Raw genomic sequence first — 26543 nt, 5'->3', positions numbered from 1 at the left:
CAATGCGTTCATGGTCGTCTCTCCATATCGGCGTTCTGCGGCGACAGTGCCTCGATGATGCGGCAGTCCGCCATGCGCCCCCCGCGGCGGCACTGGTGGGCCAGACGGTCGAGTTCATCGCGCAGGCGCTGGAGGTCGGTGATCTTGCGCTCGACCTCACGCAACTGCCCGAGCACGAGATCATCCACCTCGCCGCACGGACGATCCGGCTGGTCGGCCAACGCGAGCATCGCCCGGACCACGTCGAGCGGGAACCCGAGATCCCGAGCCCGGCGCACGAAGCTCAGTCGACGGAGGTGCTCCGTGCCGTACGTCCGGTAATTCCCGGCTGTGCGCGCGGGCTCCGGCAGGATGCCGATCTGCTCGTAGAAGCGGATGGTTTCCGGCTTCGTCCCGGTAGCCTTCGCCAAGGCCCCGATGCCCAGCCCGGATTTCATCGGAATATCCCCCTTGACCCTGCAGTTGCTAGAGGGTCCATCTTCAGGGGCGGCACACACGAACGCAAGGAGATCCGCCGTGGCGGGATCGTGCTGCAACGGCGGCTGCCCGTCCTTGCGGACGCCGGTCGACACGGGCTACCGCCGAGTCCTCTGGACCGCGCTGGGCATCAACGCCGCGATGTTCGTCGTCGAACTCGCGGCAGGCGTCGTGGCGCGCGCCCACGCCTGCCGCGAAGACCGGCGCCGCCTACCTGACGATCCGCAACGCCGGCCCGCACCCCGGCCGCTTGGCCGCCATGCAGGCACCGGTCGCCGGGCACGTCATGGCGCATGAAACAAAGCAGGAGGGCGACGTGCTGACGATGGAGGGGTTCGGACTCTTGACGGTTCTGCCTGGAGGTGTACTCGATACGATGCCGGGAGGAACGCACGTCATGTTGATGGACCAGAAGGGCGGTTTGAAGCCCGGCCAGGAATTCCCACTCGCGGTCACCTTCGGGAGGGCCGGGACCTTGGAAGTGCCTGCAATGGTCGGCAAGTCCAGCGCCATGCGCCCCAAGTGACGAGGAGACGACATCCGTGCCGCACGACCACGCCCACGGCCACAGGCACCCCCACGAGGGCCATGATCGCGGCCATTCCCACGGCATCGGCGGCCATCACCATGGTCCGGTGCGCCACGACCGCGCCTTCGCCATCGGCACCGCGCTGAATCTCGGCTTCGTGGCCGTCGAGGCGTTCTACGGCGTCGTGGCCAACTCGGTCGCCCTGCTGGCCGACGCCGGGCACAACCTTTCCGATGTCCTCGGACTGCTGTTGGCGTGGGGAGCCGCGTGGCTGACCCGGCGCCGGCCGACGCAGCGCCACACCTACGGGTTCGGCAGTTCCTCGATCCTGGCCTCGCTGCTGAACGCCGTGGTCCTGCTGGTCGCCGTCGGCGCCATCGCCTGGGAGGCGGTCGGGCGCCTGTCGCACCCCGAGCCGGTCGAGGGCGGCGTGGTGATGTGGGTGGCCGCCGTCGGCATCGCGATCAATACCGTCACGGCGTGGCTTTTCATGGGCGGCAAGGACGCCGACCTCAACGTCAAGGGAGCCTACCTGCACATGGTCGCCGACGCGGGCGTGTCGCTCGGCGTCGTCGTGGCCGCGTTGCTGATCGGCTGGACGGGCTGGCTCTGGCTCGACCCGCTGGTCAGCCTCGCCATCGTGGCGGTCATCGTCGTCGGCACCTGGGGGCTGCTGCGGGAATCCGCCAATCTCGCCATGAACGCCATCCCCGAGGGTGTCCGCCGTTCCGAGGTCGAGGACTACCTCGCGGGACTGCCGGGCGTCGTTGCGGTCCACGACCTGCACATCTGGGGCCTGAGCACGACCGACACGGCGCTCACGGCGCACCTCGTGCGCCCCGGCGCCGGGATCGACGACGAGCTGCTGAGGCGGGTCGCGCACGACCTGAAGGAGCGGTACGGCATCGGGCACGCGACCATCCAGGTTGAGCACGACGGGGATGGCTGTCACCTCGCTCCGGTTGAGGTCGTATAGGAGGATCGCCGCCATGGATCCCCGCTGGCAGGGCATCGCCGCCGCACTTCTCTCCGCGCTGCTGTTCGGCGCCAGCACACCGCTGGCCAAGGCGCTGCTCGGCGACGTCGGTCCGTGGATGCTCGCCGGGCTGCTCTACCTCGCCTCCGGCCTCGGGCTGGCCGCGCTCCACGCCGCCCGCCGCCTCGGGAGCGGGCGGTCGTCCGAGGCGCCGCTGAGCCGCCGGGACCTGCCCTGGCTGGCCGCCGTCATCGCGGCCGGAGGTGTCGCCGGGCCGGTGCTGCTCATGGTCGGCCTGAGCACGACGCCCGCCTCGACGGCGTCGCTGCTGCTGAACCTGGAGGGCCTGTTCACCCTGGGGATTGCCTGGGTGGTGTTCCGCGAGAACGTCGATCGGCGCATCGCCCTCGGGGCGGCGGCGATCCTTGCCGGGGCGCTTCTGCTGTCGTGGAGCGGTGGACCCGAAGGGGTCGGTCGGGGTGCTGTCGCCATCGCCGGGGCGTGCCTGGCATGGGGCATCGACAACAACCTGACCCGCAAGCTGTCGAGGGCCGACCCGCTCCAGATCGCCATGCTCAAGGGCGCCGTCGCGGGGGTAGTGAACGTCGCCCTCGCCCTGTCCGTCGGTGCTGCGCTGCCGTCGACCGGGCCGCTCCTGGGTGCGGCGGCCATCGGCTTCCTGGGCTATGGGGTGTCGCTCACCCTGTTCGTGCTGGCCCTGCGCCACCTGGGCTCGGCGCGGACCGGCGCCTACTTCTCGCTCGCCCCCTTCGCCGGGGCCGCGGTGGCGATCCTGGCCTTCGGCGAGCCGATGACGGTGCGGTTCGCGGCGGCGGCCGTGCTGATGGGCGTCGGGCTGTACCTGCACCTTACCGAGCGCCACGAGCACCGGCATCGGCACGATCCGATGCGGCACGAGCACCGCCACGTCCACGACGAACACCACCGGCACGAGCATGAGGGATGGGAGGGGCCAGAGCCGCACAGCCATCCGCATGCCCACGCCCCCGTGGTGCACGCCCATCCGCACTACCCGGACATCCACCACCGCCATGGCCACCGCGCCGGCCCCTCGGCCGCCTGACCGGGCAGACCGGATTACGGAAGCCCCGACGGCGGTTCCGCATGGCCGCGCCAGAGCGCCCGGTCCGCGGCGATCGCCTCGGCCCTCTTCCGGTCGTCGGCCGACAGTTCGCCGCACGCCACCTCTGGCCGGATCTCCGCCGGCACAGCGAGACCGATGGCGGCCGTCAGGAGGGCGCACGCCCTGACCAGGTCGCGGGGCACCCCGTCGCCGTGCAGGTACATGACCCCGAGGTCCGCCACGGCCGGAGGAAAGTCCTGAAGCGCCGCCTTCTCCATCCATTGGGCGGCGGTGGCCGGATCGCGCGGCACGCCGCCGCCGACGGCGTAGGCGGTCGCGAGCTCGTACTGCGCCTCGGCGTCGCCGTCTTCCGCCTCCTTGCGAAGCTCCGCAGTCACCGGCGCGGCGGCGTCCGAGCGCCCGATCCCGGCTTCGCCACTTTCGGCGGCATCCCCTTCCGGCTCGTCGATCGGTGTCGCCCCGTCCGGCGCGCCGCCCACGGGCCGCCACGCGGCGGGCGCGGAGCCGATGGCGTCGGTGGCGCTCGGAACGGTTCGGAAGTCGCTCCCGGTGATCCCGACGGATGCGAGGGCAAGGCTCGGCGCTGAGCAGGTCAGCAGGACACAGCCGAGGATCGTGGCCGCTGGCCGGGGCAAAGACATGACAACGCTTTGGATCGGGCCGCGAAGGCTGGCGGCGATGCGGCCGGATCATGATCCCAAGCCCGGCCGTCCGCAAGGGCGGAGCGCGTGCGGCCGGTCGGGCGCGGTGGCCGCGCCGGGCTGCCGTCAACCGACCGCGGTGTCGTACAGCAGCTTCAGGTTCAGCCCGACGATCAGGGCCGTGGCCGCCCAGCCGAGGACAGCCTGCCAGCGCGGCGCCGCCAGGACGCCGAGCCGGGAGCGGTCGGTGGCGAACAGCATCAGCGGGATGACGGCGAACGGCAGCTGAAGGGACAGCGTGACCTGCGACAGGATCAGCAGTTGCGCCGTTCCGCTCTCGCCATACTGCCAGGTGACCATCACGGCCGGGATGATGGCGATGAGCCGGGTCACCAACCGGCGCAACACCGGCGGCAGGCGGAAGCGCAGGAAACCCTCCATCACCACCTGCCCGGAGAGCGTCGCGGTCACCGTCGCGGTGAGGCCGCAGGCGAGCAGCGCCACGGCGAACAGCGTCGCCGCGGTCCCGGCGCCGACCATCGGGGTGAGCAGCTGGTGGGCCTCCTGGATCTCGGCGATCTCGGTCCGACCGGCGGCGTGGAACACCGCCGCCGCCAGGATCAGGATGGCGGAGTTGATGACCAGAGCGATCGACAGGGCCACCGTGGAGTCGACGGTCGCGAAGCGGATGGCCTCGCGCCGCCCCTGTTCGTCCTGTCGGAATGCCCGTGATTGCACCGTCGCCGTGTGCAGGTACAGATTGTGCGGCATGACGGTGGCGCCGAGGATGCCGATGGCGAGGTACAGCTGCGTGGAGTCGCTCAGCAGCGAGGCCGACGGCGCGTAGCCGGAGAGCACGGCCGCCCAGTCCGGGTCGGCCAGCGCGATTTCCATCAGGAAGCACCCGGCGATGAGGGCGATCATGGCGACGATGAACGCCTCGAGCCAGCGCATGCCGCGATGCTGGAGCCAGAGGACGAGCAGCGCGTCGAGCGCCGTCAGCATGACGCCGCCGAGCAGGGGGATGCCGAACAGCAGCTTGAGCGCGATGGCGGTGCCGATGAGTTCGGCCAGGTCGGTGGCGCAGATGGCGACCTCGGCCAGCACCCAGAGCCCCCAGGCGACCGGGCGGGGGAAGCGGTCCCGGCACAGCTGGGCGAGATCCTGTCCCGTGGCGATGCCCACCCGCGCGCACAGGGCTTGCAGCAGCATCGCCATCAGCGAGGAGAGCAGCGCCACCGACAGCAGCGTGTAGCCGTACGCCGATCCCCCGGCCAGCGAGGTGGCCCAGTTGCCCGGATCCATGTAGCCGACGGCGACGAGGTAGCCGGGGCCGACGAAGGCGAACAGGCGCCGCCCCGCGCTCGCCGCGGCGGGGACGCGGACGCTGCGGTAGACCTCCTGCAGGCTGGGGGGAATGGTGGAGGGCACCTCCGTGAAGGGTTCGCTGGCCCGATGAAGCATCGCTCTTCCACCCCTGGCACGAGGGCGCATCCGCACCGCGACCGATCCCGCACCGGTCCGGCGATGTACCCGATGCCATAACATGTAGCTTCGGCTATAATTCTCAACCGCCGCCCGGATTTTCCTTCGGGCGACACTGAAGCGCCGCCGCGCCCTTGGGCGTTGTGGCACACTGCGCAGGCGATGGGAGGACGGAGCGGTGAACGCAGAGCGCACGCGCAGGGTGCTGGTGTCGCTGCCGGACGCGGACCGGCAGGCGGCGAACTTCCAGCGGGTCCGGGAGGCCCACCAGACCGAGGTGGCCGAGGACTACGTCGAACTCATCGCCGACCTGATCGACACCGCAGGCGAGGCGCGCGCGGCCGACATAGCCCGGCGTCTCGGCGTCGCCCACCCGACCGTGGTCAAGACGATCGCCCGCCTGCAACGGGACGGACTGGTCGAGAGCCAGCCATACCGCTCCATCTTCCTGACCGAGGCCGGGCGCGCGATGGCCGAGCGGTCACGTCAGCGGCATGCCATCGTCGTCGGCTTCCTGAAAGCAATCGGGGTGAGCGCCGAGACGGCGGAGCGCGATGCCGAAGGCGTCGAGCATCACGTGAGCGACGAGACCCTTGCGGCTTTCGAGCGCATCATCGGGACCACGGCTTCGGAATGAGCCGGCGCCACCGCGGTACAGCCGTCGGGTCGGGTTGCTCCCCGCGCACCGTCGGGCTGTCTGCGACGGCGTTCGCCGGGGCCGCCATTTCCCCAAGCGGATACCCCGAATTTCCGTTCCGTGAAAACGCCAAGCGCCGTCGATTGCGTCGACGGCGGTGGTGGGGCATGAGCGTTGACCAGCACTGCTATGTTTCTTCCTGTCACGACTACGGCCGCCCAGGAGGGCGGCCGTTTTTTTGTCGGGTATGATGGTCGCGGTCAGAGGCCCCAGGCGCCGCTCTCGACGGGATCGACGACCTGGATGTTGTTCTCCACCCCCCTGACACCGGGAACGCCTTCGGCGGCGACGCGCACGGCGTCCCGCTGGGACTCGGTGCTGACGAAGCCCCAGAGGTGGACGACGCCGTTGCGGACCACGATGGCGTCGTGGGCGCGGGGATCCCAGGCCAAGCCCTTGACGGCGGCGGCCACGCGGTCCTTCAGCGCACGGTCGTCCGCGCTGGCCGGTGCCGTCTCCGGCGCAACGCTGGCCAGCGCGCGGAGCAGGTTCGCGCGGCTGACGATGCCGACCAGCGTCCCGTTGCGGACCACCGGGACGCGCTTGATCCGGCGCGTCTCCATCAGGCGCACCACCTCCTCGGGCGTCGCGTTCTCGTCCACGCTGACGACGTGGGCGGTCATCACGTCCGCGACCTTCCGGGCATGGGACTTGATGAAGTCCTCCGCGGGCAGGGTGCCGCCGGACACGATGCCGAGCCACCAGGAGCGATGGCGTTCGGTGCCCAGTTCGACACGCCGCAGCAGGTCGCCTTCGCTGATGATGCCGACGACCTGGCCCGCCGCGTTTACCACGGGCATGCCGCTGATGCGGTTCTCCAGCATCGTCCTGGCCGCGTCGGCGATGGTCGTGTCCGGGCCAACGGTGATGACCTGTGGTGTCATCAGGTCCATGGCTTTCATCGTTTCACTCCCCCTCGGCTGTTGGTTGGTGGAGCAAACATTGGGTCGGCTGCGGGCGCCGGTGATTGATTTGGCGCAATTCGCCGCCGGGATTTCCGCATCGTGGAAAAAGACCGGGGCACTGCCGGCATCGGAAGAAAAAAGGCCGCCGGAGCGTGCGCCCGGCGGCCCGAGGTAACATGGCATCCTAGATGCGATAGTGCATATCCTCAGCTGCTAGCATACAAAACTGTTTAGACACTTCAATATGAACTTCGTTGTATGCGGTCTGACGGCGGTTGGGACGCTGCGTTGTTGCGTCGCAGACACAGGCGCCGAAAGGCGGCCGGTGGGGGCTTGGCTTTTGTGCGGCGCGGTATTAGTATATCAGTTGTCGCTTCGGCGGCATGCCCTTTACAGGGCGTTTCCTCCCTAGACTCAGGGCCGCGGGTGCGAACCGGCGGCCTTTTTTCTTTGTGCGCCGGGCGAGGAGGGCATCGCCGGACGGGGTAACAATTTCGTCGAGGCCTATGCCGAAAATTGCCGAAGGACCAAGTTGCCTTCGCCGCCGCCGAAGCGCACGTATCATTCCCAGGTTTTAGCAAAACCCGATGCGTGACCCCGACATGCCCGCCTCCATCGATTCGCAGCGCCGCCTTCTGGAATCCGCCAAGCGTGCGGAGGATCTGGCCCGCCACATCGCGGCGGAAGCTGGCCGGAACGCGCTGCCCGGCAATCCCGAGGCCGCGGAGCGGGCGCGGCGTGCCCGCATCATCGTCGACCGGGCGGAGGAACTGCGCATGCAGGTCGAGGAGAGCTTGGCGCGGGCTGAAGCCGCCTACGCCCAAGCCTGGGACGGCATCCGTCTGTTGCGCGCCGCCACGGCGCAGACGGCCCGGCAGAATCAGGCGCGGCTGCTGCACCGGCCCGGCGGCAGCCAGGACGGCGGTGCGGCGGACTAGGGCGGGGCGTGCGGTCCGTCTTTCGGTATGCCTTCCAGGATGTGTCGCTCTGCCGCATGGCGAATAACGGCGCCGGGGCCAAGTAGGGTACAACCGCGCAGTCGTGATGCGTTTTCAGGCCGGTTCCGATGTCTTCGTTCCCGCATGTGATCATCGCCGAAGACGAACCACTGGTCGCGGTCACCGTCGGTGGCATGCTGGAGGAGAGCGGCTACCGCGTCACCCTGGCGCGCGACGGGATCGAGGCGCTGGAGTTGGATGCGCGCGACCCCGCCGACGTTCTGGTGACCGACCTGCGTATGCCGCGGCTCGACGGGATCGGCCTGATCGCCCGGATGCGCGAACGGCGCCCCGGGTTGCCCATCGTCGTCATGACCGGCTACAGCGACGTTTTCCCCGACGCCTCCACAGGGCGTTTGGTCATCATCCACAAGCCGTTCTGGGGGGATCAGATCGTCCGCGCCGTCGGAGTGGTGCGCGGGTGCTAGTCGCTGCGCGCCGCCGCCTGCACCGGGCGGCCGAGGAAGATGCCCTGGCAGCGCTTCCCGCGCACCAGCTTGGTCATCGGGGCGTGCCACACCTCGCCGCGCCGGCCGACGATTTCCAGCACGAGTCGGCTGTGGTCCGGGCGCAGTTCATAGCCGTCGATGACGTCGCCGCCCTCCAGCAGCGCGCTCTGCGGGATGGTCAGCGACTGCCGGCCGAGCGCCACCGTCACCGCCATGTCGTACGGGCAGGCGTTGGCGGACGCGGCGCCGTCGCTCGCCGATGCCGGTGCCGCCGCCCCGCACAGGGACAGGAAAAGCACGCCGATCACGGTCCGGCCCAACACGCTCATGACTCCCTCCATCCTCGTGGGGTAGAAGGTAGCGCGTCGGGTAAGCTTCGAAGACGAAGAATTTTCCGACGAATGGCGGCCAAATTCGTCAAATCCGAAACACGCAGGGGTGAGCTGTGACGGCCGTCACTGCGGACCGGCCGTGCGTGTGCGATGATCGCGGGGAATGACCGGAGGAAGGGCGTAAGGCGTGGTTGCGCAGTCGGGCATAGGGGCCGCATCGGTGGCGTCGGCGGTCACGCGGCGCTACCGCGAGGCGGACACCATCCAGTCCCAGCGGGCGCCCGCTCCGCAGCGCGACTTCGCGTCCGCGCTGTCGACCGAGCCGGCGGTCGTCGCCACCATCGGCCGCGCCACCCTCAATCCGCCGCCGCCGTCCCGCCCCCTGGCCGAGGCCGTCCCGCCGCCGCGCCCGGCGGTGCGCACCGTTCTGCCGTCGCCGGCCCTGGCCAAGCGCAGCGCCGCCGCCTACGAGGCCGCGGCGTCGATCGACCGCTCCCCCGCTGCGGACGCCGACGTCGCCACGCCGTCCACGTCCGGCCTGTCGATCAGTTGCTAGGGTGTGACGGCCGTCACTGCGGCCCGGGGTGGAATTCGCGACAGTGGCGTCAGCGAGGCGCAAAAGGCGCTGATGCTCCTTCCGGTTACGGTGTTGACCTCCATCGGGCCGCCGCTCCAGCCTTCGAGGCGGGCGGCGGCCTTGATGCGCTTCTGGCCTGCGCCCCGGAATGTTGCGTTTTTATGATGCGCGGCTAGAGTGCGCGCCGGCACAACGACCAGATCGGATGGACCGGCATGCTGCGCACCTTCATCGGCCTCTTCAACCGGCTCATGCCGAAGGAAGAGCCGTTCATCGACAAGTTCGTCGAGCACGCCGACCGGGTCGCCGAGGCGGCGCGGGCGTTCCGCGCCATCATCCACGGTGAAGGCACGCGCGAGGACCTCGTCGCCATCATCCGCAAGATGGAGCGCGAGGCCGACCGCATCACCGAAGAGACCATCGAGGCCACCCACCGCACCTTCATCACGCCCTTCGACCGCTCGCAGATCCAGGCGCTGATCGACGGGCTGGACGACACGGTGGACACCATGAAGGACGCCTCGCGCCGCATCCTGCTGCGCGGCATCCACGATTTCACCCCGCAAATGAAGCAGATGGCCGACGAGGTGGTGCGCTGCGCCGAGATCGTGCGCGAGAGCATGCCGATGCTGGAATCCGTCAGCCGGGAGTCGGAGCCGCTCCTGGAGAACTTCAAGAAGGTCAAGCGCGCCAAGAAGGTGGTCAACGACCTGCGCGACTCCGGCCTGGCGCAGCTGTGGAGCACCGGGAACACCCTGTCGTCGGGCGAGAAGCTGCTGGTCGAGGAGACCTACGACCTCGTGGCGCTGGTCGCCGACCGGCTGAAGGACGTGGCGAAGACGGTGACGGGGATCGTCAGCGAGCACGTGTAGGCCGCGCCACGTGTTCCCACCCCATCCCTCCCCCGCTGGCGCAGGGGAGGGGGCAGGGCGGCGGAGTTCCCTCCCCTGCGAAGCGGGGGAGGGGTAGGGTGGGGGCAATACACCGTCAGATCTCGTAATCCCCCGCCAGCCCGGCCCGGATCCGCTCGACATTCTCGGCGCTGGTGCCGTTGCGCGTGTCGAGGTCCTGCGCCACCCGCGCCGGCGTTCCCGACAGCAGCAGCACGCGGTCGGCGAGGAAGACCGCCTCCTCGATGTCGTGCGTGACGAACAGCGTCGTCTTGCCGGTCTCGCGGTGGATGCGCTTCAGCTCGTCCTGCAGGCCGCGCCGGGTGATGGCGTCCAGCGCGCCGAACGGTTCGTCCATCAGCAGGATGTCCGGGTCCACCGCCAGCGCGCGGGCGATGCCGACGCGCTGGCGCTGGCCGCCCGACAGCTCGTAGGGCCAGCGCGTCCCGTACTCCTCCAGCCGCACCAGCTTCAGCGCCGTACGGGCGCGTTCCTGGCGCTCGGCGCGGCCGACCGGCAGCCCCTCCAGGCCGAGCTGCACGTTGCGCTCGACCCGCCGCCAGGGCAGCAGGCGCGGGTCCTGGAAGACGAGGCCGAAGGGGCGGTGCTGCGGCCGTTCCGAGGCATTCAGCACCACGGTGCCGGCGCGCTGCCGGTGCAGCCCGGCGACGACCCGCAGCAGCGTGGACTTGCCGACTCCGGACGGGCCGACGATGGCGACGAAGCTGCCGCGCTCCACCTCCAGGTCGAGGCCGGCGAGCACTGGCGGCGCGTCGGCGCCGTAGCCGATCGACACGCCCTTGAGGGCGATCACCGCTGCCATGCCAACACCCGCGACTGGACGCGCACGAACAGGAAGTCGGAGATGCCGTACAGCACGGCGATGGTGATCATGTAGAGAACCACGATGTGGGTGGCGAGCAGGCCCGAGGCCTCCATCATCCGCATGCCGACTCCGGGGATGCCGAACAGCTCGGCCGCCACGACGGTCATCCAGCCCTGGCCCAGGCCGGCGCGCAAACCCGCGAAGATGCCGGGCAGCGCGCCGGGCAGGATGATCTTGAACAGCCTGGGGATCAGTGCCCCCTGGCCGAAGGCGTGGCCCAGCTCGATCAGGTCCTTGTCCACCGACGCCACCGCGGCGTAGGCAGCGAAGTAGTTGATCCAGAACACCGTCAGCGCGATCAGGAAGGCGGCGGAGGCCTCCGACACGCCGAACCAGATGATGGCGAAGGGGATCCAGGCGATGGCCGGGATCGGCCGCAGCATGCGCACGATGCCCGCCTGAAAGGCGTTGAAGCGCGGCCACAGCGCCGCCGCCGTCCCCACCGCGATGCCGAGGAAGGAGCCGAGCGCCAGGCCGCTCAGGTAATGCGACAGGCTGGCCAGCACCATGGCCTGCCACTGGCCGTTCTTGATTTCCGCGATGAAGGTCGCCGGCACGGCGCTGGGGGAGGGCAGCAGGCGTTGCGGCACGATGCCGCTGCGCCCCAGCCCTTCCCAGGCCAGCAGGAAGACGATCACGCCCGCCGCGGAAAGCAGGGCGGCGGTCCGCTTCGACATCGCTTACTTCGCCGCGTCGATGAAGCGCAGGTCGAAGGCCTCGTCCACCGGGGCGCCGCCGCCCTGGGCGGTGCCGATCTCCTGCTGGAACGCCTGCATGCGCTTGACCGCTTCGACGATCACCCGCGGGTCGGCGGCGAACTTGCTGGCGGGGGACGTCAGCGCCTCCTCCAGCACCTCCGGCTCGACCATACCCTTGCCGAGATGCTCGTTGGACAGGGTGGCGGCGCGCTTCGGGTCCTTGGTGACGACATCCACCGCGCGGGCATGGATCTTCACGAAGCGCTTGATGGCGTCCTCGTGCTTCTTCAGCAGCTCGCCGCGGGCGGCCACGACGGTGCCCGGCTGGCCGGGGAACATCTCGCCGCCCAGCGCCATGATGTGCGCCTGCGGGTCGGTCTTCTTCACGATGGTGATGGTCGGCTCGCGGATGTCGGCGGCGTCGAGCGCACCGGCCATCAGCGCCTGCTGCGTCTTCTCGATGCCCATCGGCACGATCTCGACGATGGCCGGGTCGAGCTTGGCGACCTTGAACAGCCAGTGGCGCAGCACGGTGTCAGGCACCGAACCGGCCGGCTGAGTGCCGAACTTGATCTTGCGGCCGGTGGCGGCGGCCAGTTCCTTCACCGCGTCGGCGGCCGGCTTTTCCTTGGCCAGCTTGGCGAGCGGGCCGCGGGCGACCAGCACCAGCTCCTCGATGCCGGAGTTGGCGACGACCGACACGTCCACGCCCTTGGAGCGGGCGACGATCACCGGCGCCACGCCGGCGTAGATCATGTCGATCTGCCCGGCGGCCAGCGCCTGGATGGCGGCGGGGCCGTCGACGAAGCGGGTGAGCTTGACGTCCAGCCCCTCCTGCTTGGCCCAGCCCTCGCCGGTCAGCACGAACAGCGGCGCGGCGGCGAGGATCGGGATGTAGCCGACGTCCAGCTTCACCGGATCGGCAGCGCGCGCCGGCGCGGTGAACGCGGCCATCGCGGCGAGGGCGAGCGCCAGGGCGCGGGTCTTGATGGACATGACCACTCCTATGTTCGGATGTCCCCGCTAAAGCAGGGCGGAAGACACGTCAAGCCCCTCGCCCGGGGCGGGGAGGGAGCGGAACGCCAGCAGCGTTTTTCGCCACGAAGGCACGAAGACACGAAGGTGGCGGGTGCGCGCTCCCCACCTTCGTGTCTTCGTGCCTTCGTGGTGACTGACGTGCGCAAAGGGCCGTTGCTCAGATCGTCCAGGCGTCGCTGTAGGTCGAGTTGGTGGTGTGGATGCCGCACTCGGTCTTGCCGAGGCCGGCCCAGCGGCCGGAGCGCGGGTCGGCGCCGGGGGCGACGCGCTCGGTGCAGGTGTAGCAGCCGATCGAGAGGAAGCCGTCCTCCTCCAGCGGGTGGCGGGGCAGGTCGCGCCGGGCGAACTCCTCGTCCAGGCGCTCGCGGTCCCACAGCGCCAGCGGGTTCACCTTGACCCGGCCGTCCTGCGTCTCGAACAGCGGGGTCGCCGCGCGGGTCGATGCCTGGAAGCGCTTGCGCCCGGTGATCCACGCCTCGAAGCCGTGCAGCGACTCGCGCAGCGGCAGCGTCTTGCGCAGGTGGCAGCAGGCGTCCGGCGCCTTCTGCCACAAGAGGCCGTCCTTGTCGGCCGCCGCGAGGTCGCCCTTGCCCGGCCCCACGGTGCGCACGTCGGTGAGGCCGAGACGCTTGATGAGCTGGTCGCGGTAGCGCAGCGTCTCGCCGAACAGCTTCCCCGTATCGACGAAGATCACCGGGACGGTCGGATCCACCTCGGCCGCCAGCGCCAGCAGCACCGCCGATTCGGTGCCGAAGGACGAGACCAGCGCGATGGTATCCGGGAACTCCTCCTTCAACACCGCCTGCATCAGTGCGGTGCCGTCGAGGGTTCCGTAGCGCTCGGTCAGCTCGGCCGCGCGGAGAACTTCGGGAGGCGTGAGGTTTCCTTCGGGCATGGCGGCAATTCTACATATAGGATGAGTTGATCGTGTGCGTCTGAACACTACCACCCACAAAATCACGTTGCAACGCATTTACACTTATCTATGTGTTTAATAGAGAATTGAGCGGCGAATTTGGTGTTGAAATGTCCGGGGCGGGGCGTTTAAATACCCTCACACAGCATGTTAATACCACTTTCGTTCTGTAGAATGTGGCGTTCTGTAGAATGTGGTCGGGAGAATGGATCCGATGGCGTTGAAGGCGATCACCGCGAACCGGCTGCGCGACGGCGCCGTCGTCTGGCTTGGGCAGAAGGGCGATTGGGTGGAGCGGATCGACGCCGCCGCCACCTACGACGAGGCGGGCGCCGCCGCGGCGCTGGCCCAGGCCCAGCAGGACGAGGCGCGCAACCTCGTGGTGGCGATCTACACCCTCGACGTGGAGATCCTGGACGGCGCGCCGTCGCCGCTGCGCACGAAGGAGCGCATCCGCGCTCTCGGCCCCAGCGTGCGCGCCGACGTCGGCAAGCAGGCCGACCCCATCGCCCGCGCCGCTGCCTGAGGATCCACACCATGACCTACGTGCATCCGCGCAACCACGCCGGCATCTATCATTACGACGAGCTGGACCGCCAGTTCGTCCGCGAGCGTGTCGAGCAGTTCCGCTTCCAGGTGGAGCGCCGGCTGAAGGGCGAGCTGAGCGAGGACGAGTTCAAGCCGCTGCGGCTGATGAACGGCCTGTACCTGCAGCTGCACGCCTACATGCTGCGCATCGCCATCCCCTACGGCACGCTGGCCTCGCACCAGCTGCGCGGGTTGTCGGAGATCGCGCGCCGCTACGACAAGGGCTACGGCCACTTCACCACGCGCCAGAACCTGCAGCTGAACTGGATCAAGCTGGAGGACACGCCGGACATCCTGGGCAAGCTGGCCGAGATCGACATGCACGCGATCCAGACCAGCGGCAACTGCGTGCGCAACGTCACGACGGATCAATTCGCGGGCGCCGCCCCGGACGAGGTGGTGGACCCGCGCGTCTACGCCGAGATCCTGCGCCAGTGGACGACCATCCACCCGGAATTCACCTTCCTGCCGCGCAAGTTCAAGATCGCCATCAGCGCGTCCGGCGAGGCCGACCGCGCCGCCGTGCGCGTGCACGACATCGGGCTGGTGGTGAAGAAGAACGCGGAGGGCGAGACCGGGTTCGAAGTGTACGTCGGTGGTGGCCTGGGCCGCACGCCCTTCATCGCGCCGAAGACCCGCGGCTGGCTGCCCGAAGAGGATCTGATCGCCTACATCGAGGCGGTGCTGCGCGTCTACAACCAGGCCGGCCGCCGCGACAACGCCTTCAAGGCGCGCATCAAGATCCTCGTGCACGAGACCAAGCTCGACAAGTTCATCGCCCTGGTCGAGGACGAGTTCGCGCGCATCCGCGGCCCGAAGTTCCGCCTGGACTCCGCCATCGTCGAGGCGATCCGCAGCCACTTTGCGCCGCCGCCGTTCGAGGAGCTGCCGCCGGCGTCGGACCTCGCCGTCCGCCGCCGCGCCGACGACGCCGCGTTCGACGCGTGGGTCCGCACCAACGTGCGCGACCACAAGGCGCCGGGTCACGCCAGCGTCACCATCTCGCTGAAGCCGGCCGGCGGCGTGCCGGGCGACATCTCGTCCGAGCAGATGGACGCGGTGGCCGACCTCGCCGACCGCCACAGCTTCGGCGAGATCCGCGTGACGCACGAGCAGAACCTCGTGCTCGCCCACGTGAAGCAGGACGACCTGTACGCGCTGTGGCAGGCGCTGTCGGCCGTCGGGCTGGCGACCGCCAACGCCGGGCTGATCGGCGACATCATCGCCTGCCCGGGGCTGGACTACTGCTCGCTCGCCAACGCGCGCTCGATCCCGATCGCCCAGGCGCTGTCCGAGCGCTTCGCCGACCCGGCGAAGCAGGCGGAGATCGGCGACCTGAAGATCAAGATCAGCGGCTGCATCAACGCCTGCGGCCACCACCACGTCGGCGCCATCGGCATCCTCGGCGTCGATAAGAAGGGCGAGGAGTTCTACCAGATCACGGTGGGCGGCAACGCCGAGCTGGACGCCTCCATCGGCGACATCCTCGGTCCCGCGCTGACCGCCGACGAGGCGGTGGACGCGGTGGAGCGCATCGTCGACCGCTACCTGGAGCGCCGCCAGCCGGGCGAGCGCTTCCTCGCCACCCTGGCCCGCCTCGGGCAGGCCCCCTTCAAGGAGACGGCCTATGCCGCTGATTGAGAACGGGCGCGCCGTCGCCGACCGCTGGGTGTCGCTGGCCGACGACGCGGCGCTGCCCGCCGAGGGTGGGGTGATCGTCAGCTTCGCCCGCTGGCAGGCCGAGCGCGACGCGCTGCTGGCGCGCTCCGCGCCGCTGGGCGTGCGGCTGCCGAGCACCGTGTCCGCCGGCGCCGTCGCGCCGGACCTGGAGCGTTTCGCCCTGGTGGTGGTGGAGTTCCCGAAGTTCCGCGACGGCCGCGGCTTCACCACGGCGCGCGAACTGCGCGAGCGCTGGGGCTACACGGGTGAGATCCGCGCGGTCGGCAACATCATCGCCGACCAGTACCCGCTGCTGGTCCGCTGCGGCGTCAGCACCGTCGAGGTGCCGGACGGCACCGACGTGGAGACCTGGGCGCGCACGCTGAACACCGTGACCATCGCCTATCAGGCGAGCGTCGGCGAGGATGAGCCGCTGGCGCTGCTGCGGCGGCGGGTGGCGGCGGCGTAATTGCCCCCACCCCATCCCTCCCCCGCTTCGCAGGGGAGGGGGCAGAGCGGCGGAGTTCCCTCCCCTGCGAAGCTCTCGCGCAAGCTTCGCTTGCGCTGACGCGACAGGCGGATCCTTCGGATCCGCCGAGAGCGGGGGAGGGTTAGGGTGGGGGCAAGTGTTCGCTATTCCTCGTACGTGTACCGGAAGTCGCAGTGGCTCGCCCCCTGCATGATGGTCTGCGTCCGCGTCATCTTCATCTTCGGGTCATAGCCCTCGCAGAAGGCGCCGTCGCGGTTGCAGGACAGCAGGTGGCCGATGTGGCCGAGGCCCATCTCCCGGTACATCTCGGCATACCGGCAGCGCGTCACGTTGAAGTCGTAGTGCGTCTCGTCCTGCCGCTGCACCTCCATGCGCAGCGCGTCGTCCTTCTGCCACAGCGGCATCAGGTCGGCGAAGCTCTGCAGGCTCGTCCCCTCCGGCTCCGCCTTGGCGAAGTTCGACGCCGCGGTCATCGCCGCCCTGGTGATGGCGGCGTCCAGCGCCTCCTGCGCGGCGGCCTCGCCGAAGCGGGCGACCATCTCCTCGTAGACCGGCTTCAGGATCTCCGCCTCGATGCGGCGGCGCTCCAGGATGCCCATCTGGTCAGCCATAAACGTCTCCTCAATGCACGTGGCCGCCGAGGTAGGCCTCGGCGATGCGCGGGTCGTCGCGCAGCTGATCGGCGGGGCCGGCCAGCACGATGCGGCCATCCTCCATGACCGCGGCGTGGTCGGCGACGCGCAGCGCGGCGCGGGCGTTCTGCTCGACCAGCAGGATCGACACGCCCTCGGTGCGGATGCGCCGCACCAGATCGAAGATCAGCGCGACGATCTTTGGCGCCAGGCCAAGCGACGGCTCGTCCATCAGCAGCAGCGTCGGCTTGCGCATCAGCGCGCGGGCGATGCACAGCATCTGCTGCTCGCCGCCCGACAGCGAGCCGGCGTTCTGCTTCAACCGCTCGCCCAGCACCGGGAACATCGCCAACACCCGGTCCAGCTCGCCCAGGCCGTGCTCGCCACCGCCGAGCACGAGGTTCTCGCGCACGCTCATGTTGGAGAAGATCTGCCGCCCCTCCGGCGCCTGGAGAAGCCCCGCCTGCACGATGCGGTGCGCCGGCAGGTTGGCGATGGACTCACCCTTGAAGGTGATGCTGCCGCGCCGCGCCCGGTAGACGCCGGAAATGGCGCGCATCAGCGTCGTCTTGCCCACCCCGTTGGAACCGAGCACGGCGACGATCGCGCCTTCCGGCACCGTCAGGCTGACGCCGTGCAGGATCTCCTGCGGCCCCATGGCGACGTGCAGGTCGTCTACGGACAGCAGCGTCGTCATGCGTCCACTCCGAGATAGGCTTCGAGCACCGCCGGGTCCTGGCGGATCACCTCCGGCGGGCCGTCGGCGATCTTGCGGCCGGTGGCGAGCACCAGCACGCGCTGGCAGATGCTCATGACGAGGTTCATGTCGTGCTCGACCAGCATGATGGTGAGGCCCTGGCCGTGCAGGCGCTTGATGAAGGCGGCCAGCTCGCGCGTCTCGGTGTCGTTGAGGCCGGCGGCCGGCTCGTCGAGGATCAGGAAGCGCGGCTGCATGGCCAGCGCCCGGGCGATCTCCAGGTACTTGCGTCGGCCGTAGGGCAGGTTGGCCGCCAGCTCGTCGGCGACGTGCGTCAGGCCGACCGCCTCCAGCGCGGCCCAAGTCCGCTCGCTGATGGCATCGGCGCGCTTGGCTGCGCCGAACAGCGCGTCCAGCGGTCCCTGCGGCAGCGTGCCGACCGCACCGACCGACACGTTGTCGAACACCGACATGTTCGGGAAGACGCGCAGGTTCTGGAAGGTGCGGCTGATGCCCAGCCGCGCCACCCGGTTGGTGCGCAGCCCGTTGATCGGCGTGCCGGCGAAGCGCACGGTGCCGGCGGACAGCGGTGTGAAGCCGGAGATCAGGTTGAACAGCGTGGTCTTGCCGGCGCCGTTCGGGCCGATCAGGCCGACCAGTTCGCCCTCGTCCACGTGCGCGGTGACGTCGTTGACGGCGAGCACGCCGCCGAAGCGCCGCGAGGCGTTCTCGATTTCCAGGAGGTGCGTCATCGCCAGCCGATCCCGATGCCGTTGTCGGTGCGCCGCCACGCCGCGCCCAGCTGCTGCCGGACCAGCCTGAGCGCCGAGACCTCGCCCAGCAGCCCCTTGGGCAGGAACAGGATGGACAGGAACATCACCATGCCGACCATGATGTTGCGGAAGTCGCCCAAGCCGCGCAGGCCCTCGGGCAGCAGGATGAGGAGCAGCGCGCCGATCACCGCGCCCGGCAGGCTGCCCAGGCCGCCCACCACCACCATCGCCAGGATCAGGATGGATTCGGAGAACTTGAAGTCGCCCGGCGAGATGTAGCCGGTCATGTGCGCCCACAGGCTCCCGGCCACGCCGGCAAAGAAGGCGGACAGCGTGAACGCCTCCATCTTCAGCCGCACGGTGCGGACACCCATGGCGTCGGCGCACTGGTCGTCCTCGCGGATCGAGCGCAGCGCGTTGCCGTAGTAGGAGTGGCTGAGCCGCCCGATGGCGACCACGCACAGCACCACCACCGCGGCCACCGTGTAGTAGGTGGCCAGCCGGCCGGACAGGCTGAAGCCGAACAGCTCCAGCCCCTTGGTGACGATGATGCCGTTCGGCCCCTTGGTGAACTCGACCCAGTTGAGCATCACCAGATACAGCATCTGCCCGATGGCGAGCGTCGCCACCGCGAAGTAGATGCTGACCAGCCGCATGGTCGGCAGCGCCACCAGGAAGGCGACCAGCGCCGCCACGAGGCCCGACAGCGGCAGCGTCCAGGTGAACCCCAGGCCGAGCTTGGTGGTCAGCAGCGCCGCGGTGTAGGCGCCCACACCGTAGAACGCCGCGTGCCCCAGGTGCAGCAGCCCGGCGACGCCGGTCACCAGGTGCATGGAGGCGGACAGCAGCACGAAGATCAGCGCCAGATTGGCGATCTGATAGAAGTAGCCGCGGTCGAACGACGCCAGCACAGCCGGCAATGCCGCGAACACCAGGAGGCCGATCAGGACCGGCAGAACCCATTGCGGGCGGGACTTAGACGCGCTCACGGCCCGCTCCGAACAGTCCGTTGGGGAAGAAGATCAGCGTCAGGATCAGGAAGCCGTAAGCCACCATGTCCGACCAGCCGGAGGAGACGAAGGTGGTCGCCATGCTCTCCGAGATGCCGAGGATCAGCGCGCAGATCACCGCGCCGGGGATCGAGGACAACCCGCCCATCACCATGGCGACGAACGCCTTGATGCCCGGCACGAAGCCCATGGCCGGGAAGATCGCGCCGTAGTACAGGCCGACCAGGATGCCGGCGGCGGCGCCCATCATCGAGCCGACCACGAAGGTCATGATGATGGTGCGGTCGGTGTCGATGCCCACGTACTTGGCGCCCAGCGGGTTGTTGGACACGGCGCGGATCGACAGGCCGATGCGGGTGCGGGTCAGCAGGTACTGCAGGCCGATCAGCATGGCCGCGGCGACGCCCAGGATGATGAAGTCGCCGGTCACCAGGATCACCGGGCCGACGCGCACCGGCGTGTTGATCAGGTACTCGAACGGCACCGAGCGCATCTGCGAGCCGAAGACGATCTCCAGCGCCTCGCGCACGACGATCGACACGGCGAGCGAGGAGAGCAGGGTGGACTCGCGCATCGCCCGCGACTTCAGCGACGCTTCGTCGGTGAAGCGACGGAACGGCTTGAACGCCAGCCGTTCCAGCGAGAAGCCGGCGAAGGCGCCGATGGCGAGCGCCGCGAAGACCACCGCCGCAATGGGCGGGGCAGCCGCGGTGATCAGCACGAGGCCGGCAAAGGCGCCCAGCGTGTAGATCTCGCCGTGCGCGAAGTTGACGACGTTCAGCACGCCGAAGATCAGCGTGAAGCCGATCGCCATCAACGCGTAGGTCATGCCCAGCGACAGGCCGATGGCGAGTTGCTGGAGGTAGTAGGGGTCGAACAAATCCACCGGGGCGACGCTCCGTTCTGCATTCCTTCGTCATTTCGTCATCCCCGCGAAAGCGGGGATCCAGGGACGCTTGCAAGGCACGGTTTCGCCAAGCTGCCTGGATCCCCGCTTTCGCGGGGATGACGAAAGAAAAGACGATGACGAAAGAAGAAGGCGCGGCGGCGCGTGAAGCGCGCGCCGCGCCCCATCTCCGTCCTTACTCCTTCACCGGCGCGAACTGGCCGCCCTTGACCTCGACCTTGGTCAGCTCCTTGTTGGCCTCGCGGTCGGCGTCGAAGGTGGTCTTGCCGGTGATGCCCGGGAAGTCCTTGGTCTGGGCCAGCGCGTCGCGCACGCTCTCGCGCGTCGGGTTCGGCTGCGCCTTCTCCACCGCGGCCAGCATGATGCGGACCGCATCATAGGCCTGCGCCGGGAACTGGCCGGGCTCGGCGCCGTTGGAGCGCTTCTTCCACTCCGCCACGAACTTCTGAACGGCCGGGTCCGGGTTGGTCGGCAGGAAGTTCGAGGTGAGGTGCAGCCCGTCCGCCGCGTCGCCGGACAGCTCCAGCAGCTTCGGGCTGTAGGCAGCCGAGGTCGAGTAGACCGGCGTCTTGACGCCCAGCTGCTGCAGCTGCTTCAGGAACTGCGCGCCGTCCTCGTAGAAGAAGCCGGTGTAGATGGCGTCGGGCTTCGCGCGCTCGATCTTCGAGATCAGCGAGCGGTAGTCCTTGAGGCCGCGGTTGAAGAACTCGCTGAACGCCACCTGGCCGCCGCCGGCCTTCACCGCCTCGGTGTAGCCGGCGACCACCGACTGGCCCCAGTCGGTCTGCTCGGCGATCACCGCGACGTTCTTGAAGCCCTTGGATGCCATCCACTTGGCGTTGTAGGGGCCTTCCTGCGCCTGGGTGGCGATGTTGCGGAACTGGTACTTGGAGATCTTGGTGTAGTCGGGGTGCGAGGCGGTCTGCGACAGCTGGGCCAGGCCGGCCTCCTTGTAGACCTGCGCGGCGGCCATCGACACGCCCGAGGTGAAGTCGCCCAGCACGCCGACGATCGCCTTGTCGTCCACGAACTTGCGGGCGATGTTCACGCCCTCCTTGGCGTCGGAGCGGCTGTCCTCGAAGACGATCTCCACCTTGAACGGCTTGTCGGCGGCCTTGAACTCGTCCAGCGCGATCTCCGCGGCCTTGCGGAAGTCCTGGCCATACTGGGCGGTGTCGCCGGTCAGCGGCAGCTGGTAGCCGATCTTGACGTCGGCAGCGTGGGCGGACACGGACAGCCCGACCACGGCGGTGGCGGTGAGAGCGGCGAGACGGAGGGTCATCGTTGCGGTTCCCTGAAGTCGTTGTCGTTTATCGGTTTACTTGGCGGCAGCGCCGGGACCCGGCACGACCTTCAGGCGGCAGCAGCCCTCGTCGCCGGGCTTCCAGGTCTCGCCCTTGAAGGTGAAGCCGGCGGACTCGAACAGGCCGCCGTCGATGGCGCCGGCCATCTTGCACAGCAGCTCCAGATCCTCGTCGCTGCGGCCCTGCCCCTGCCAGGCTTCCTTCAGCGGGCAGCGGTGGAAGTGGATCTCCAGCATCTCGCCGTCGCAGCGCTTGATCTCCGGCGCGAACATCTGGTCGCGCAGCGGGATGCCGTCGAGGAAGGCGCCGCACAGGCCCTCCAGGTCGCCCGGCCCGTGCCCGGCGTACTTGGTGCCCATCTGCTCGCCGAGGCGGCGGGTCGATTCCTTGCCGACCTCCAGCGCGGTCTCGGTGCCGAAGCGCTCGCGCAGCACGTCGAACATGTGCGCGTAGGCGGCGGCGCGCATGGCGTAGGAGTTGCGCAGCAGGGTGGGATAATCGGGGGTGTCGGCCATGATGCTCTCGTTCAGATCTCTTGGGAATCGTTCCAGCGGTACTGCAACAGCTTCAGCGGCCCGACGCGTTGCAGCAGGCTGTTGAAGGGCAGCGGCGTCGGTTCGGTGAAGGGCAGCGCCAGTTCGCGGATGTCGCGCCCGGCGGCGGCCTGGGCCAGCTCGCGGCCCAGCGACACCGACAGCGCCACGCCGCGCCCGTTGCAGCCCGCCCAGGCGAAGCCGTTCGGCCCCAGCCGGTGGACGCGCGGGAAATAGTCGGTGGTCATGGCGATGCGGCCGTTCCACACATAGTCGAAGGTGACGCCGGCCAGCTGCGGGAACATCTCCGCCAGCCGCGCGCCGACGATCGTCTTCAGCCGCTCCGGCCCGTTGACCTGGATCAGCAGCGCGCCGCCGGTGACCAAGCGGTTATCCGCGGTCCAGCGCATGAAGCGCAGGTCGCCGTGCGTGTCCGACATCGCCTGCCGGCCGGGGATCACCGTCTTGCGCACATTGTCGCCCAGCGGCGCCGTGGCCATCTGCCAGGACAGGATCGGCACCACCTCGGTGCGGACCGTCGGGAAGACGCTGGAGGCGTAGCCGTTGGTGCCGAGGATCAGCGCGTCGGCCGTCACCTCGCCCTCCGGTGTGCGGGCCACCCAGCGGTCGCCGCGGCGCTCCACCGACAGGGCGGGGGAGTTGACGTGGATGGACGCACCGGCTTCCACCACCTTGGCCGCCAGCCCGCGCACCAGCGCCAGCGGGTTGATGTGCCCGCCGGTGCGGTTGATCCAGCCGCCGTGGTAATACTCGGAGCCGAGCAGGCCGCGGACCCGGTCGCGGTCCAGCAGCTCGACGTCGGCGCCGCGGCGGCCCCACTGCTCGACCCGGCGTTGCGCGATCTTGATTCGGCCCGGCGTGTGCGCCGGCTGGATCCAGCCGTTCTGCTCCGCCGCGCAGTCGATGCCCAGGCGGCGCACCGTGTCGAAGAGGTACGAGGCGCTGTCGCGCACCAACGCCACGAATCGCTCGCCGTCCACCGGCCCGAAGCGCGCCACGAGGTCGTCCGGGTCCGGCCGGGTCAGCGTCGGGATGATCTGCCCGTTGTTGCGGCCCGAGGCGCCGCGGCCCAGCTCGGACGCCTCCAGCACCACCGGGCGCTTGCCGGCCTCGACGAGGTGCAGCGCCGCCGACAGACCGGTGAAGCCGCCGCCGATGACCAGCGCGTCGGCCTCCACCGAGTCCTTGAGGACGGGCAGGGCCGGCGGCGGCGGGGCCGTCGCCTCCCACAGCGAGTTGGGGCGTTCCCAAATACCGCCCTGTCCGGGGATGCTGTTCGTCGTCTCTGCCACGTGCGCCGTCCGAATTGGTCCGACCAGTTCCTTCAGGGCCGAACTATGGGGCAGAACGGGGTACGATGCAAATCCCCCGATTAAAATGCGGGATATGGCTGTTATTCACATTAGTAATGCGTATTATCCTGCCTTCGGCAGAACCGTCTCGGCCAGCCGCACCCAGTAGCTGGCGCCGATGGGCAGCACCTCGTCGTTGAAGTCGTAGTGCGGGCTGTGCAGGTTGCGCCCGCCATCCGACGGGCCGGCGCCCAGCCACACATAGCACCCCGGCCGCTTCTGCAGCATGAAGGAGAAGTCTTCCGCACCCATGCTGGGCATCGGGTCGAGGTCCAGCGCCTCCGTGCCCACGACGCGGGCGGCGGCGCGGCGGGCCTTCTCGGTGGCGTCGGCGGTGTTGACGGTGGAGGGGTAGCGGCGCTCGTAGCGGAAGGACGCCTCGACACCCATCACCGTGGCGATGGCCTGGGCGATCTCGCGCATGCGGCGCTCGATGGTGTCCTGCACTTCCGCGCGGAAGCTGCGGGTGGTGCCGCGCAGCACGGCGCTGGCCGGGATGACGTTCCAGGTGTCGCCGGCGTGGAACTGGGTGACGCTGACCACCGCCGAATCGACGGGGTGCGTGTTGCGGCTGGCGATCGTCTGCCAGGCGTTGACGATCTGCGTGCCGGCGACGATCACGTCGGTGCCCAGGTGTGGCATGGCGGCGTGCGTGCCCTTGCCGGTCAGCGTCAGCTCGAACACGTCGTAGGACGCCATCATCGGACCGGGGCGCATCGCCATCCGGCCGACGTCCAGGCCCGGCCAATTGTGCATGCCGTAGACCTCGGTGACCGGGAACTGCTCGAACAGCCCTTCCTCGACCATCACCCGGCCGCCGCCCTCGTTCTCCTCGGCGGGCTGGAAGACGAAGGCGATGGAGCCCTGGAAATTCGGATTCTCGGCCAGGTAGCGCGCGGCGCCCAGCAGCATGGTGGTGTGGCCGTCGTGCCCGCAGGCGTGCATGCGGCCGGCGTGGCGCGAGGCGTGCGGCAGGTTGGTCTGCTCGTCGATGTGCAGCGCGTCCATGTCGGCGCGGAAGGCGACGGACGGCCCCTCGCCGTTGCGCAGGATGCCGACGACGCCGGTCCTGGCGAGGCCGCGGTGCACCTCCAGCCCAAAGCTCTCCAGCTTGCCGGCGACCACGTCGCTGGTGCGCTGCTCCTCGAAGGCGGTCTCCGGATGGGCGTGCAGGTCGTGCCGCCACGCCTTCATGTCGGCGGTGTACTTCTCCAGGCCCGGAACCGTCTCGACCATCCCTGCTCTCCCTGTTCGTTGGTGGGCAGCAATATGGGGCCTTATACTTTGGTCGACCACCACCGCGTGAGCGGGGCAGCCTTGACGGCGGTCAAGGGCGGCGCGGCGGGGCAGGATGACCGTAGGCCGGGCAAACAGCGTGGAGGATCGACCCGTGCAGGACCTCGTTCAGGACCGTTCCGTCGGCGACAACTCCGGGGCGATCCAGATCCGGGTGGAGGTGCGGCTGTTCAACAGCCTGGTGCCACACGGCCACGGCCGGCCGGTGCAGACGGTGCCGCTGCCGGCCGGCAGCACGGTGGGCGACGTGATCCGCCGCTTCGGCATCCCGCCGCGGGACGTCTACCTCGTGCTGATCAACGGCCGCGACCCGACGCCGACGCTTGGCGACATGGTCAACCAGGAGCGCACGCTGGAGGACGGCGACGTGGTGGCGCTCTCCGGCCCGGTGCCGTTCTCCTGGGGGTATGGCGCGCCGGTGGTCTGAGGGATCAGTTGCCGAAGCGCTCCACCAGCGCGCTCCACAGCGCCGGCAGCTCGCGGGCCGCCGGGTCGTTGGCGGGCACGCGGCGGGCCGCGGTGTGCACGAGCACCAGCTTCGACGCCGGGTCCACGAAGATCACCTGCCCGTACACGCCGCGCAGCGCGAACATCCGCCGCCCGCCCGGAAGCAGCCAGACCTGATAGCCGTAGCCGCTGTAGGAGGTTGCCGTGCCGGGCGCCAGATACTCCTCACCGGCGTGCACGGTGGTGGCGTCGAGCAGCCATTGACGCGGGATGATCTGCCGGTCCTGCCATGCGCCGTCGTGCGCCAGCAGCAGCGCGAACCGCGCGTAGTCGCGCAGCACCGCGTTGAAGCAGCAATAGGTCGCCTCCTGCCCGGCGGAATCCACCACCCAGGTGGCGTCGGACTCGGCGCCCATCGGCTGCCAGATCCGGGTGCGCAGATAGTCGGCCACCGGCATGCCGGTGGCGTTGCGCAGGATCAGGCCGAGGATTTCCGTTTCGATGCTGGCGTAGCGGAAGCGCGTGCCCGGTGGTGCGTCGCGCGTGTTGAACTGGGCCACCGTGGCGACCGGGTCCGGCGGCGCCTTGCCGAACAGGGCGCGGCCCATCCGGGCGATGTCGTCGGCGCCGCCGTAGTCCTCGCGGAACGCCACGCCGGAGGCCATGTGCAGCAGGGCGCGGATCGGCGTGGCACCGTACTCCGTACCGGCAAGGCCGGGGACATAGGCGGCTGCCGGCTCGTCGATGGAGCGGATGGCGCCCTCGGACACGGCGATGCCGACCAGCATGCCGGTGATCGTCTTCGCCATGGACTGCGAGGTGAAGCGGTCGCGGTCGGTGCGGCCGTACTGGTAGCGCTCGTCCAGGATGGTGTCGCCTTTGGCGATCAGGAAGCCGGTGACCGGGTGCTCGGCCAGATAGTCCTCGATGCTGCGGTCGCGGCGCTCGTAGCGGTAGCGGAGCGTGACGCCGTGGTCCGTCCGCTTCAGGGGCGATGCCACCGGCGCCCGCGCCACCGGGCGGCTGTCGTAGATCCGGTCGAAGTGGCTGAAGGTGCCCACCAGCACGCGCTGTTCGCGCGCGCCGCGGCGCCCGACCGGATACCCCGCCGCCGCGCCGTAGGCGTCGGCATCCGGACCGGCCGGCGAGAAGCTGGGGTTCTCCACCGCCAGGGCGGCGGGCGCCGTCAGGATCAGAAGCGCGGCGGCAATGCGGAGGAGGGCCGACATGGGCGG

At 69.4% G+C, this 26543-nt stretch carries 31 protein-coding genes; 12 read left to right on the top strand and 19 right to left on the bottom strand.

Annotated elements, in window-relative coordinates; all coding sequences use genetic code 11:
* Positions 1-8: 8 nt before the first annotated feature.
* Positions 9-437, bottom strand: coding sequence for a helix-turn-helix domain-containing protein (locus tag TSO221_RS01490; protein ID WP_109116712.1), 429 nt, complete (start codon positions 435-437; stop codon positions 9-11).
* Positions 438-691: 254 nt separating this feature from the next.
* Between TSO221_RS01490 and TSO221_RS01485 the strand changes: the two genes are divergently transcribed.
* Genes TSO221_RS01485 through TSO221_RS01475 form a run of 3 tightly spaced genes read left to right on the top strand, consistent with a single transcriptional unit; the run spans position 692 to position 3066 of the window.
* Positions 692-1003, top strand: a complete 312-nt coding sequence (locus TSO221_RS01485; RefSeq protein ID WP_348770244.1) for a copper chaperone PCu(A)C — start codon at positions 692-694, stop codon at positions 1001-1003.
* Between the two features lie 16 nt (positions 1004-1019).
* Complete coding sequence (locus tag TSO221_RS01480; RefSeq protein ID WP_109116710.1) at positions 1020-1982, top strand: cation diffusion facilitator family transporter; 963 nt, start codon at positions 1020-1022, stop codon at positions 1980-1982.
* Positions 1983-1995: 13 nt separating this feature from the next.
* Positions 1996-3066: a DMT family transporter gene (locus tag TSO221_RS01475; RefSeq protein ID WP_109116709.1), complete on the top strand. Its 1071-nt coding sequence runs from the start codon at positions 1996-1998 to the stop codon at positions 3064-3066.
* A gap of 14 nt (positions 3067-3080) precedes the next feature.
* Here TSO221_RS01475 and TSO221_RS01470 read toward each other — a convergent pair whose 3' ends face one another.
* A complete protein-coding gene (locus TSO221_RS01470; RefSeq protein ID WP_109116708.1) occupies positions 3081-3728 on the bottom strand; it encodes a tetratricopeptide repeat protein in 648 nt (215 codons plus the stop codon).
* A 126-nt stretch (positions 3729-3854) separates the two neighbouring features.
* Positions 3855-5192, bottom strand: a complete 1338-nt coding sequence (locus TSO221_RS01465; RefSeq protein ID WP_109116707.1) for an Nramp family divalent metal transporter — start codon at positions 5190-5192, stop codon at positions 3855-3857.
* Between the two features lie 199 nt (positions 5193-5391).
* Between TSO221_RS01465 and mntR the strand changes: the two genes are divergently transcribed.
* Positions 5392-5850: a manganese-binding transcriptional regulator MntR gene (gene mntR, locus TSO221_RS01460; protein WP_282187694.1), complete on the top strand. Its 459-nt coding sequence runs from the start codon at positions 5392-5394 to the stop codon at positions 5848-5850.
* Positions 5851-6110: 260 nt separating this feature from the next.
* Here the strand turns inward: mntR and TSO221_RS01455 are convergent, their stop codons facing one another.
* Positions 6111-6812 (bottom strand): CBS domain-containing protein, encoded by a 702-nt coding sequence (locus tag TSO221_RS01455; protein WP_109116705.1) that lies wholly within the window; start codon positions 6810-6812, stop codon positions 6111-6113.
* A 590-nt stretch (positions 6813-7402) separates the two neighbouring features.
* Here TSO221_RS01455 and TSO221_RS01450 point away from each other — a divergent pair.
* Both TSO221_RS01450 and TSO221_RS01445 read left to right on the top strand, forming a co-directional pair.
* Positions 7403-7753 (top strand): hypothetical protein, encoded by a 351-nt coding sequence (locus tag TSO221_RS01450; protein WP_109116704.1) that lies wholly within the window; start codon positions 7403-7405, stop codon positions 7751-7753.
* 128 nt (positions 7754-7881) lie between these two features.
* On the top strand, positions 7882-8241 hold the full coding sequence (locus TSO221_RS01445; protein WP_109116703.1) for a response regulator: 360 nt from the start codon (positions 7882-7884) through the stop codon (positions 8239-8241).
* On the opposite strand, the gene TSO221_RS01440 is transcribed toward TSO221_RS01445, so the two are convergent.
* Entirely contained in the window at positions 8238-8591 is a 354-nt protein-coding gene (locus tag TSO221_RS01440; RefSeq protein WP_109116702.1) for a hypothetical protein, read from the bottom strand. The genes TSO221_RS01445 and TSO221_RS01440 overlap by 4 nt on opposite strands.
* 223 nt (positions 8592-8814) lie before the next feature.
* Between TSO221_RS01440 and TSO221_RS01435 the strand changes: the two genes are divergently transcribed.
* Complete coding sequence (locus TSO221_RS01435; RefSeq protein ID WP_146208668.1) at positions 8815-9150, top strand: hypothetical protein; 336 nt, start codon at positions 8815-8817, stop codon at positions 9148-9150.
* 236 nt (positions 9151-9386) lie between these two features.
* Positions 9387-10043: a DUF47 family protein gene (locus TSO221_RS01430; protein ID WP_109116700.1), complete on the top strand. Its 657-nt coding sequence runs from the start codon at positions 9387-9389 to the stop codon at positions 10041-10043.
* A gap of 115 nt (positions 10044-10158) precedes the next feature.
* Here the strand turns inward: TSO221_RS01430 and TSO221_RS01425 are convergent, their stop codons facing one another.
* The 4 genes from TSO221_RS01425 to TSO221_RS01410 all read right to left on the bottom strand — a co-directional run bounded on the left by TSO221_RS01425 (position 10159) and on the right by TSO221_RS01410 (position 13578).
* Entirely contained in the window at positions 10159-10884 is a 726-nt protein-coding gene (locus tag TSO221_RS01425; protein WP_109116699.1) for an ABC transporter ATP-binding protein, read from the bottom strand.
* Complete coding sequence (locus TSO221_RS01420; RefSeq protein WP_109116698.1) at positions 10872-11624, bottom strand: ABC transporter permease; 753 nt, start codon at positions 11622-11624, stop codon at positions 10872-10874. The genes TSO221_RS01425 and TSO221_RS01420 overlap by 13 nt, the downstream gene beginning before the upstream one ends.
* Before the next feature lie 3 nt (positions 11625-11627).
* Positions 11628-12641, bottom strand: a complete 1014-nt coding sequence (locus TSO221_RS01415; RefSeq protein ID WP_109116697.1) for an ABC transporter substrate-binding protein — start codon at positions 12639-12641, stop codon at positions 11628-11630.
* 199 nt (positions 12642-12840) lie between these two features.
* Positions 12841-13578, bottom strand: coding sequence for a phosphoadenylyl-sulfate reductase (locus tag TSO221_RS01410; protein ID WP_109116696.1), 738 nt, complete (start codon positions 13576-13578; stop codon positions 12841-12843).
* A 235-nt stretch (positions 13579-13813) separates the two neighbouring features.
* Here TSO221_RS01410 and TSO221_RS01405 point away from each other — a divergent pair, with 235 nt between their 5' ends.
* From TSO221_RS01405 to TSO221_RS01395, 3 genes are read left to right on the top strand one after another with little or no spacing between them, the layout of a single operon-like run.
* Positions 13814-14125 carry a DUF2849 domain-containing protein gene (locus tag TSO221_RS01405; protein ID WP_199229357.1) on the top strand — a complete coding sequence of 104 codons (312 nt, stop codon included), beginning with the start codon at positions 13814-13816 and terminating at the stop codon, positions 14123-14125.
* A gap of 11 nt (positions 14126-14136) precedes the next feature.
* Positions 14137-15828: a nitrite/sulfite reductase gene (locus TSO221_RS01400; RefSeq protein ID WP_109116695.1), complete on the top strand. Its 1692-nt coding sequence runs from the start codon at positions 14137-14139 to the stop codon at positions 15826-15828.
* Positions 15815-16315 carry a DUF934 domain-containing protein gene (locus TSO221_RS01395; protein ID WP_109116694.1) on the top strand — a complete coding sequence of 167 codons (501 nt, stop codon included), beginning with the start codon at positions 15815-15817 and terminating at the stop codon, positions 16313-16315. The genes TSO221_RS01400 and TSO221_RS01395 overlap by 14 nt, the downstream gene beginning before the upstream one ends.
* A 164-nt stretch (positions 16316-16479) precedes the next feature.
* Here TSO221_RS01395 and TSO221_RS01390 read toward each other — a convergent pair whose 3' ends face one another.
* The 9 genes from TSO221_RS01390 to TSO221_RS01350 all read right to left on the bottom strand — a co-directional run bounded on the left by TSO221_RS01390 (position 16480) and on the right by TSO221_RS01350 (position 24801).
* Positions 16480-16947 (bottom strand): L-2-amino-thiazoline-4-carboxylic acid hydrolase, encoded by a 468-nt coding sequence (locus TSO221_RS01390; protein WP_109116693.1) that lies wholly within the window; start codon positions 16945-16947, stop codon positions 16480-16482.
* Positions 16948-16957: 10 nt separating this feature from the next.
* Positions 16958-17665: an ABC transporter ATP-binding protein gene (locus TSO221_RS01385; RefSeq protein WP_109116692.1), complete on the bottom strand. Its 708-nt coding sequence runs from the start codon at positions 17663-17665 to the stop codon at positions 16958-16960.
* Positions 17662-18417, bottom strand: a complete 756-nt coding sequence (locus TSO221_RS01380) for an ABC transporter ATP-binding protein (RefSeq protein ID WP_109116691.1) — start codon at positions 18415-18417, stop codon at positions 17662-17664. Before TSO221_RS01380 ends, TSO221_RS01385 begins: the two co-directional genes overlap by 4 nt.
* Positions 18414-19427: a branched-chain amino acid ABC transporter permease gene (locus tag TSO221_RS01375; protein WP_109116690.1), complete on the bottom strand. Its 1014-nt coding sequence runs from the start codon at positions 19425-19427 to the stop codon at positions 18414-18416. The genes TSO221_RS01380 and TSO221_RS01375 overlap by 4 nt, the downstream gene beginning before the upstream one ends.
* Positions 19414-20334 (bottom strand): branched-chain amino acid ABC transporter permease, encoded by a 921-nt coding sequence (locus tag TSO221_RS01370; protein WP_247877874.1) that lies wholly within the window; start codon positions 20332-20334, stop codon positions 19414-19416. The genes TSO221_RS01375 and TSO221_RS01370 overlap by 14 nt, the downstream gene beginning before the upstream one ends.
* Before the next feature lie 196 nt (positions 20335-20530).
* A complete protein-coding gene (locus TSO221_RS01365; RefSeq protein WP_109116689.1) occupies positions 20531-21637 on the bottom strand; it encodes an ABC transporter substrate-binding protein in 1107 nt (368 codons plus the stop codon).
* 36 nt (positions 21638-21673) lie between these two features.
* A complete protein-coding gene (locus TSO221_RS01360; protein WP_109116688.1) occupies positions 21674-22174 on the bottom strand; it encodes an L-2-amino-thiazoline-4-carboxylic acid hydrolase in 501 nt (166 codons plus the stop codon).
* Between the two features lie 11 nt (positions 22175-22185).
* On the bottom strand, positions 22186-23505 hold the full coding sequence (locus TSO221_RS01355; RefSeq protein WP_199229356.1) for an FAD-binding oxidoreductase: 1320 nt from the start codon (positions 23503-23505) through the stop codon (positions 22186-22188).
* A gap of 123 nt (positions 23506-23628) precedes the next feature.
* A complete protein-coding gene (locus tag TSO221_RS01350) occupies positions 23629-24801 on the bottom strand; it encodes a M20 aminoacylase family protein (RefSeq protein ID WP_109116687.1) in 1173 nt (390 codons plus the stop codon).
* Between the two features lie 154 nt (positions 24802-24955).
* Here TSO221_RS01350 and TSO221_RS01345 point away from each other — a divergent pair, with 154 nt between their 5' ends.
* Positions 24956-25288, top strand: a complete 333-nt coding sequence (locus TSO221_RS01345) for a MoaD/ThiS family protein (protein WP_158283963.1) — start codon at positions 24956-24958, stop codon at positions 25286-25288.
* A 4-nt stretch (positions 25289-25292) separates the two neighbouring features.
* Here TSO221_RS01345 and TSO221_RS01340 read toward each other — a convergent pair whose 3' ends face one another.
* Entirely contained in the window at positions 25293-26537 is a 1245-nt protein-coding gene (locus tag TSO221_RS01340; protein ID WP_109116685.1) for a serine hydrolase, read from the bottom strand.
* Positions 26538-26543 lie beyond the last annotated feature (6 nt).

The sequence above is a fragment of the Azospirillum sp. TSO22-1 genome (assembly GCF_003116015.1).
GTDB lineage: Bacteria > Pseudomonadota > Alphaproteobacteria > Azospirillales > Azospirillaceae > Azospirillum.
Note: the sequence above shows the minus strand (reverse complement) of the source record. Positions and strands in the feature narration are given on the sequence as shown.

What these genes read in the sequence shown, in the direction of transcription:
- TSO221_RS01395 (WP_109116694.1), top strand. Translation starts at nt 15,815, where the DNA reads ATGCCGCTGATTGAGAACGGGCGCGCCGTCGCCGACCGCTGGGTGTCG.
- TSO221_RS01455 (WP_109116705.1), bottom strand. Translation starts at nt 6,812, where the DNA reads ATGAAAGCCATGGACCTGATGACACCACAGGTCATCACCGTTGGCCCG.
- TSO221_RS01400 (WP_109116695.1), top strand. Translation starts at nt 14,137, where the DNA reads ATGACCTACGTGCATCCGCGCAACCACGCCGGCATCTATCATTACGAC.
- TSO221_RS01425 (WP_109116699.1), bottom strand. Translation starts at nt 10,884, where the DNA reads ATGGCAGCGGTGATCGCCCTCAAGGGCGTGTCGATCGGCTACGGCGCC.
- TSO221_RS01385 (WP_109116692.1), bottom strand. Translation starts at nt 17,665, where the DNA reads ATGACGACGCTGCTGTCCGTAGACGACCTGCACGTCGCCATGGGGCCG.
- TSO221_RS01405 (WP_199229357.1), top strand. Translation starts at nt 13,814, where the DNA reads ATGGCGTTGAAGGCGATCACCGCGAACCGGCTGCGCGACGGCGCCGTC.
- TSO221_RS01490 (WP_109116712.1), bottom strand. Translation starts at nt 437, where the DNA reads ATGAAATCCGGGCTGGGCATCGGGGCCTTGGCGAAGGCTACCGGGACG.
- TSO221_RS01465 (WP_109116707.1), bottom strand. Translation starts at nt 5,192, where the DNA reads ATGCTTCATCGGGCCAGCGAACCCTTCACGGAGGTGCCCTCCACCATT.
- TSO221_RS01470 (WP_109116708.1), bottom strand. Translation starts at nt 3,728, where the DNA reads ATGTCTTTGCCCCGGCCAGCGGCCACGATCCTCGGCTGTGTCCTGCTG.
- TSO221_RS01340 (WP_109116685.1), bottom strand. Translation starts at nt 26,537, where the DNA reads ATGTCGGCCCTCCTCCGCATTGCCGCCGCGCTTCTGATCCTGACGGCG.
- TSO221_RS01430 (WP_109116700.1), top strand. Translation starts at nt 9,387, where the DNA reads ATGCTGCGCACCTTCATCGGCCTCTTCAACCGGCTCATGCCGAAGGAA.
- TSO221_RS01450 (WP_109116704.1), top strand. Translation starts at nt 7,403, where the DNA reads ATGCGTGACCCCGACATGCCCGCCTCCATCGATTCGCAGCGCCGCCTT.
- TSO221_RS01365 (WP_109116689.1), bottom strand. Translation starts at nt 21,637, where the DNA reads ATGACCCTCCGTCTCGCCGCTCTCACCGCCACCGCCGTGGTCGGGCTG.
- TSO221_RS01420 (WP_109116698.1), bottom strand. Translation starts at nt 11,624, where the DNA reads ATGTCGAAGCGGACCGCCGCCCTGCTTTCCGCGGCGGGCGTGATCGTC.
- TSO221_RS01410 (WP_109116696.1), bottom strand. Translation starts at nt 13,578, where the DNA reads ATGCCCGAAGGAAACCTCACGCCTCCCGAAGTTCTCCGCGCGGCCGAG.
- TSO221_RS01415 (WP_109116697.1), bottom strand. Translation starts at nt 12,641, where the DNA reads ATGTCCATCAAGACCCGCGCCCTGGCGCTCGCCCTCGCCGCGATGGCC.
- TSO221_RS01475 (WP_109116709.1), top strand. Translation starts at nt 1,996, where the DNA reads ATGGATCCCCGCTGGCAGGGCATCGCCGCCGCACTTCTCTCCGCGCTG.
- TSO221_RS01390 (WP_109116693.1), bottom strand. Translation starts at nt 16,947, where the DNA reads ATGGCTGACCAGATGGGCATCCTGGAGCGCCGCCGCATCGAGGCGGAG.
- TSO221_RS01360 (WP_109116688.1), bottom strand. Translation starts at nt 22,174, where the DNA reads ATGGCCGACACCCCCGATTATCCCACCCTGCTGCGCAACTCCTACGCC.
- TSO221_RS01350 (WP_109116687.1), bottom strand. Translation starts at nt 24,801, where the DNA reads ATGGTCGAGACGGTTCCGGGCCTGGAGAAGTACACCGCCGACATGAAG.
- TSO221_RS01380 (WP_109116691.1), bottom strand. Translation starts at nt 18,417, where the DNA reads ATGACGCACCTCCTGGAAATCGAGAACGCCTCGCGGCGCTTCGGCGGC.
- TSO221_RS01440 (WP_109116702.1), bottom strand. Translation starts at nt 8,591, where the DNA reads ATGAGCGTGTTGGGCCGGACCGTGATCGGCGTGCTTTTCCTGTCCCTG.
- TSO221_RS01445 (WP_109116703.1), top strand. Translation starts at nt 7,882, where the DNA reads ATGTCTTCGTTCCCGCATGTGATCATCGCCGAAGACGAACCACTGGTC.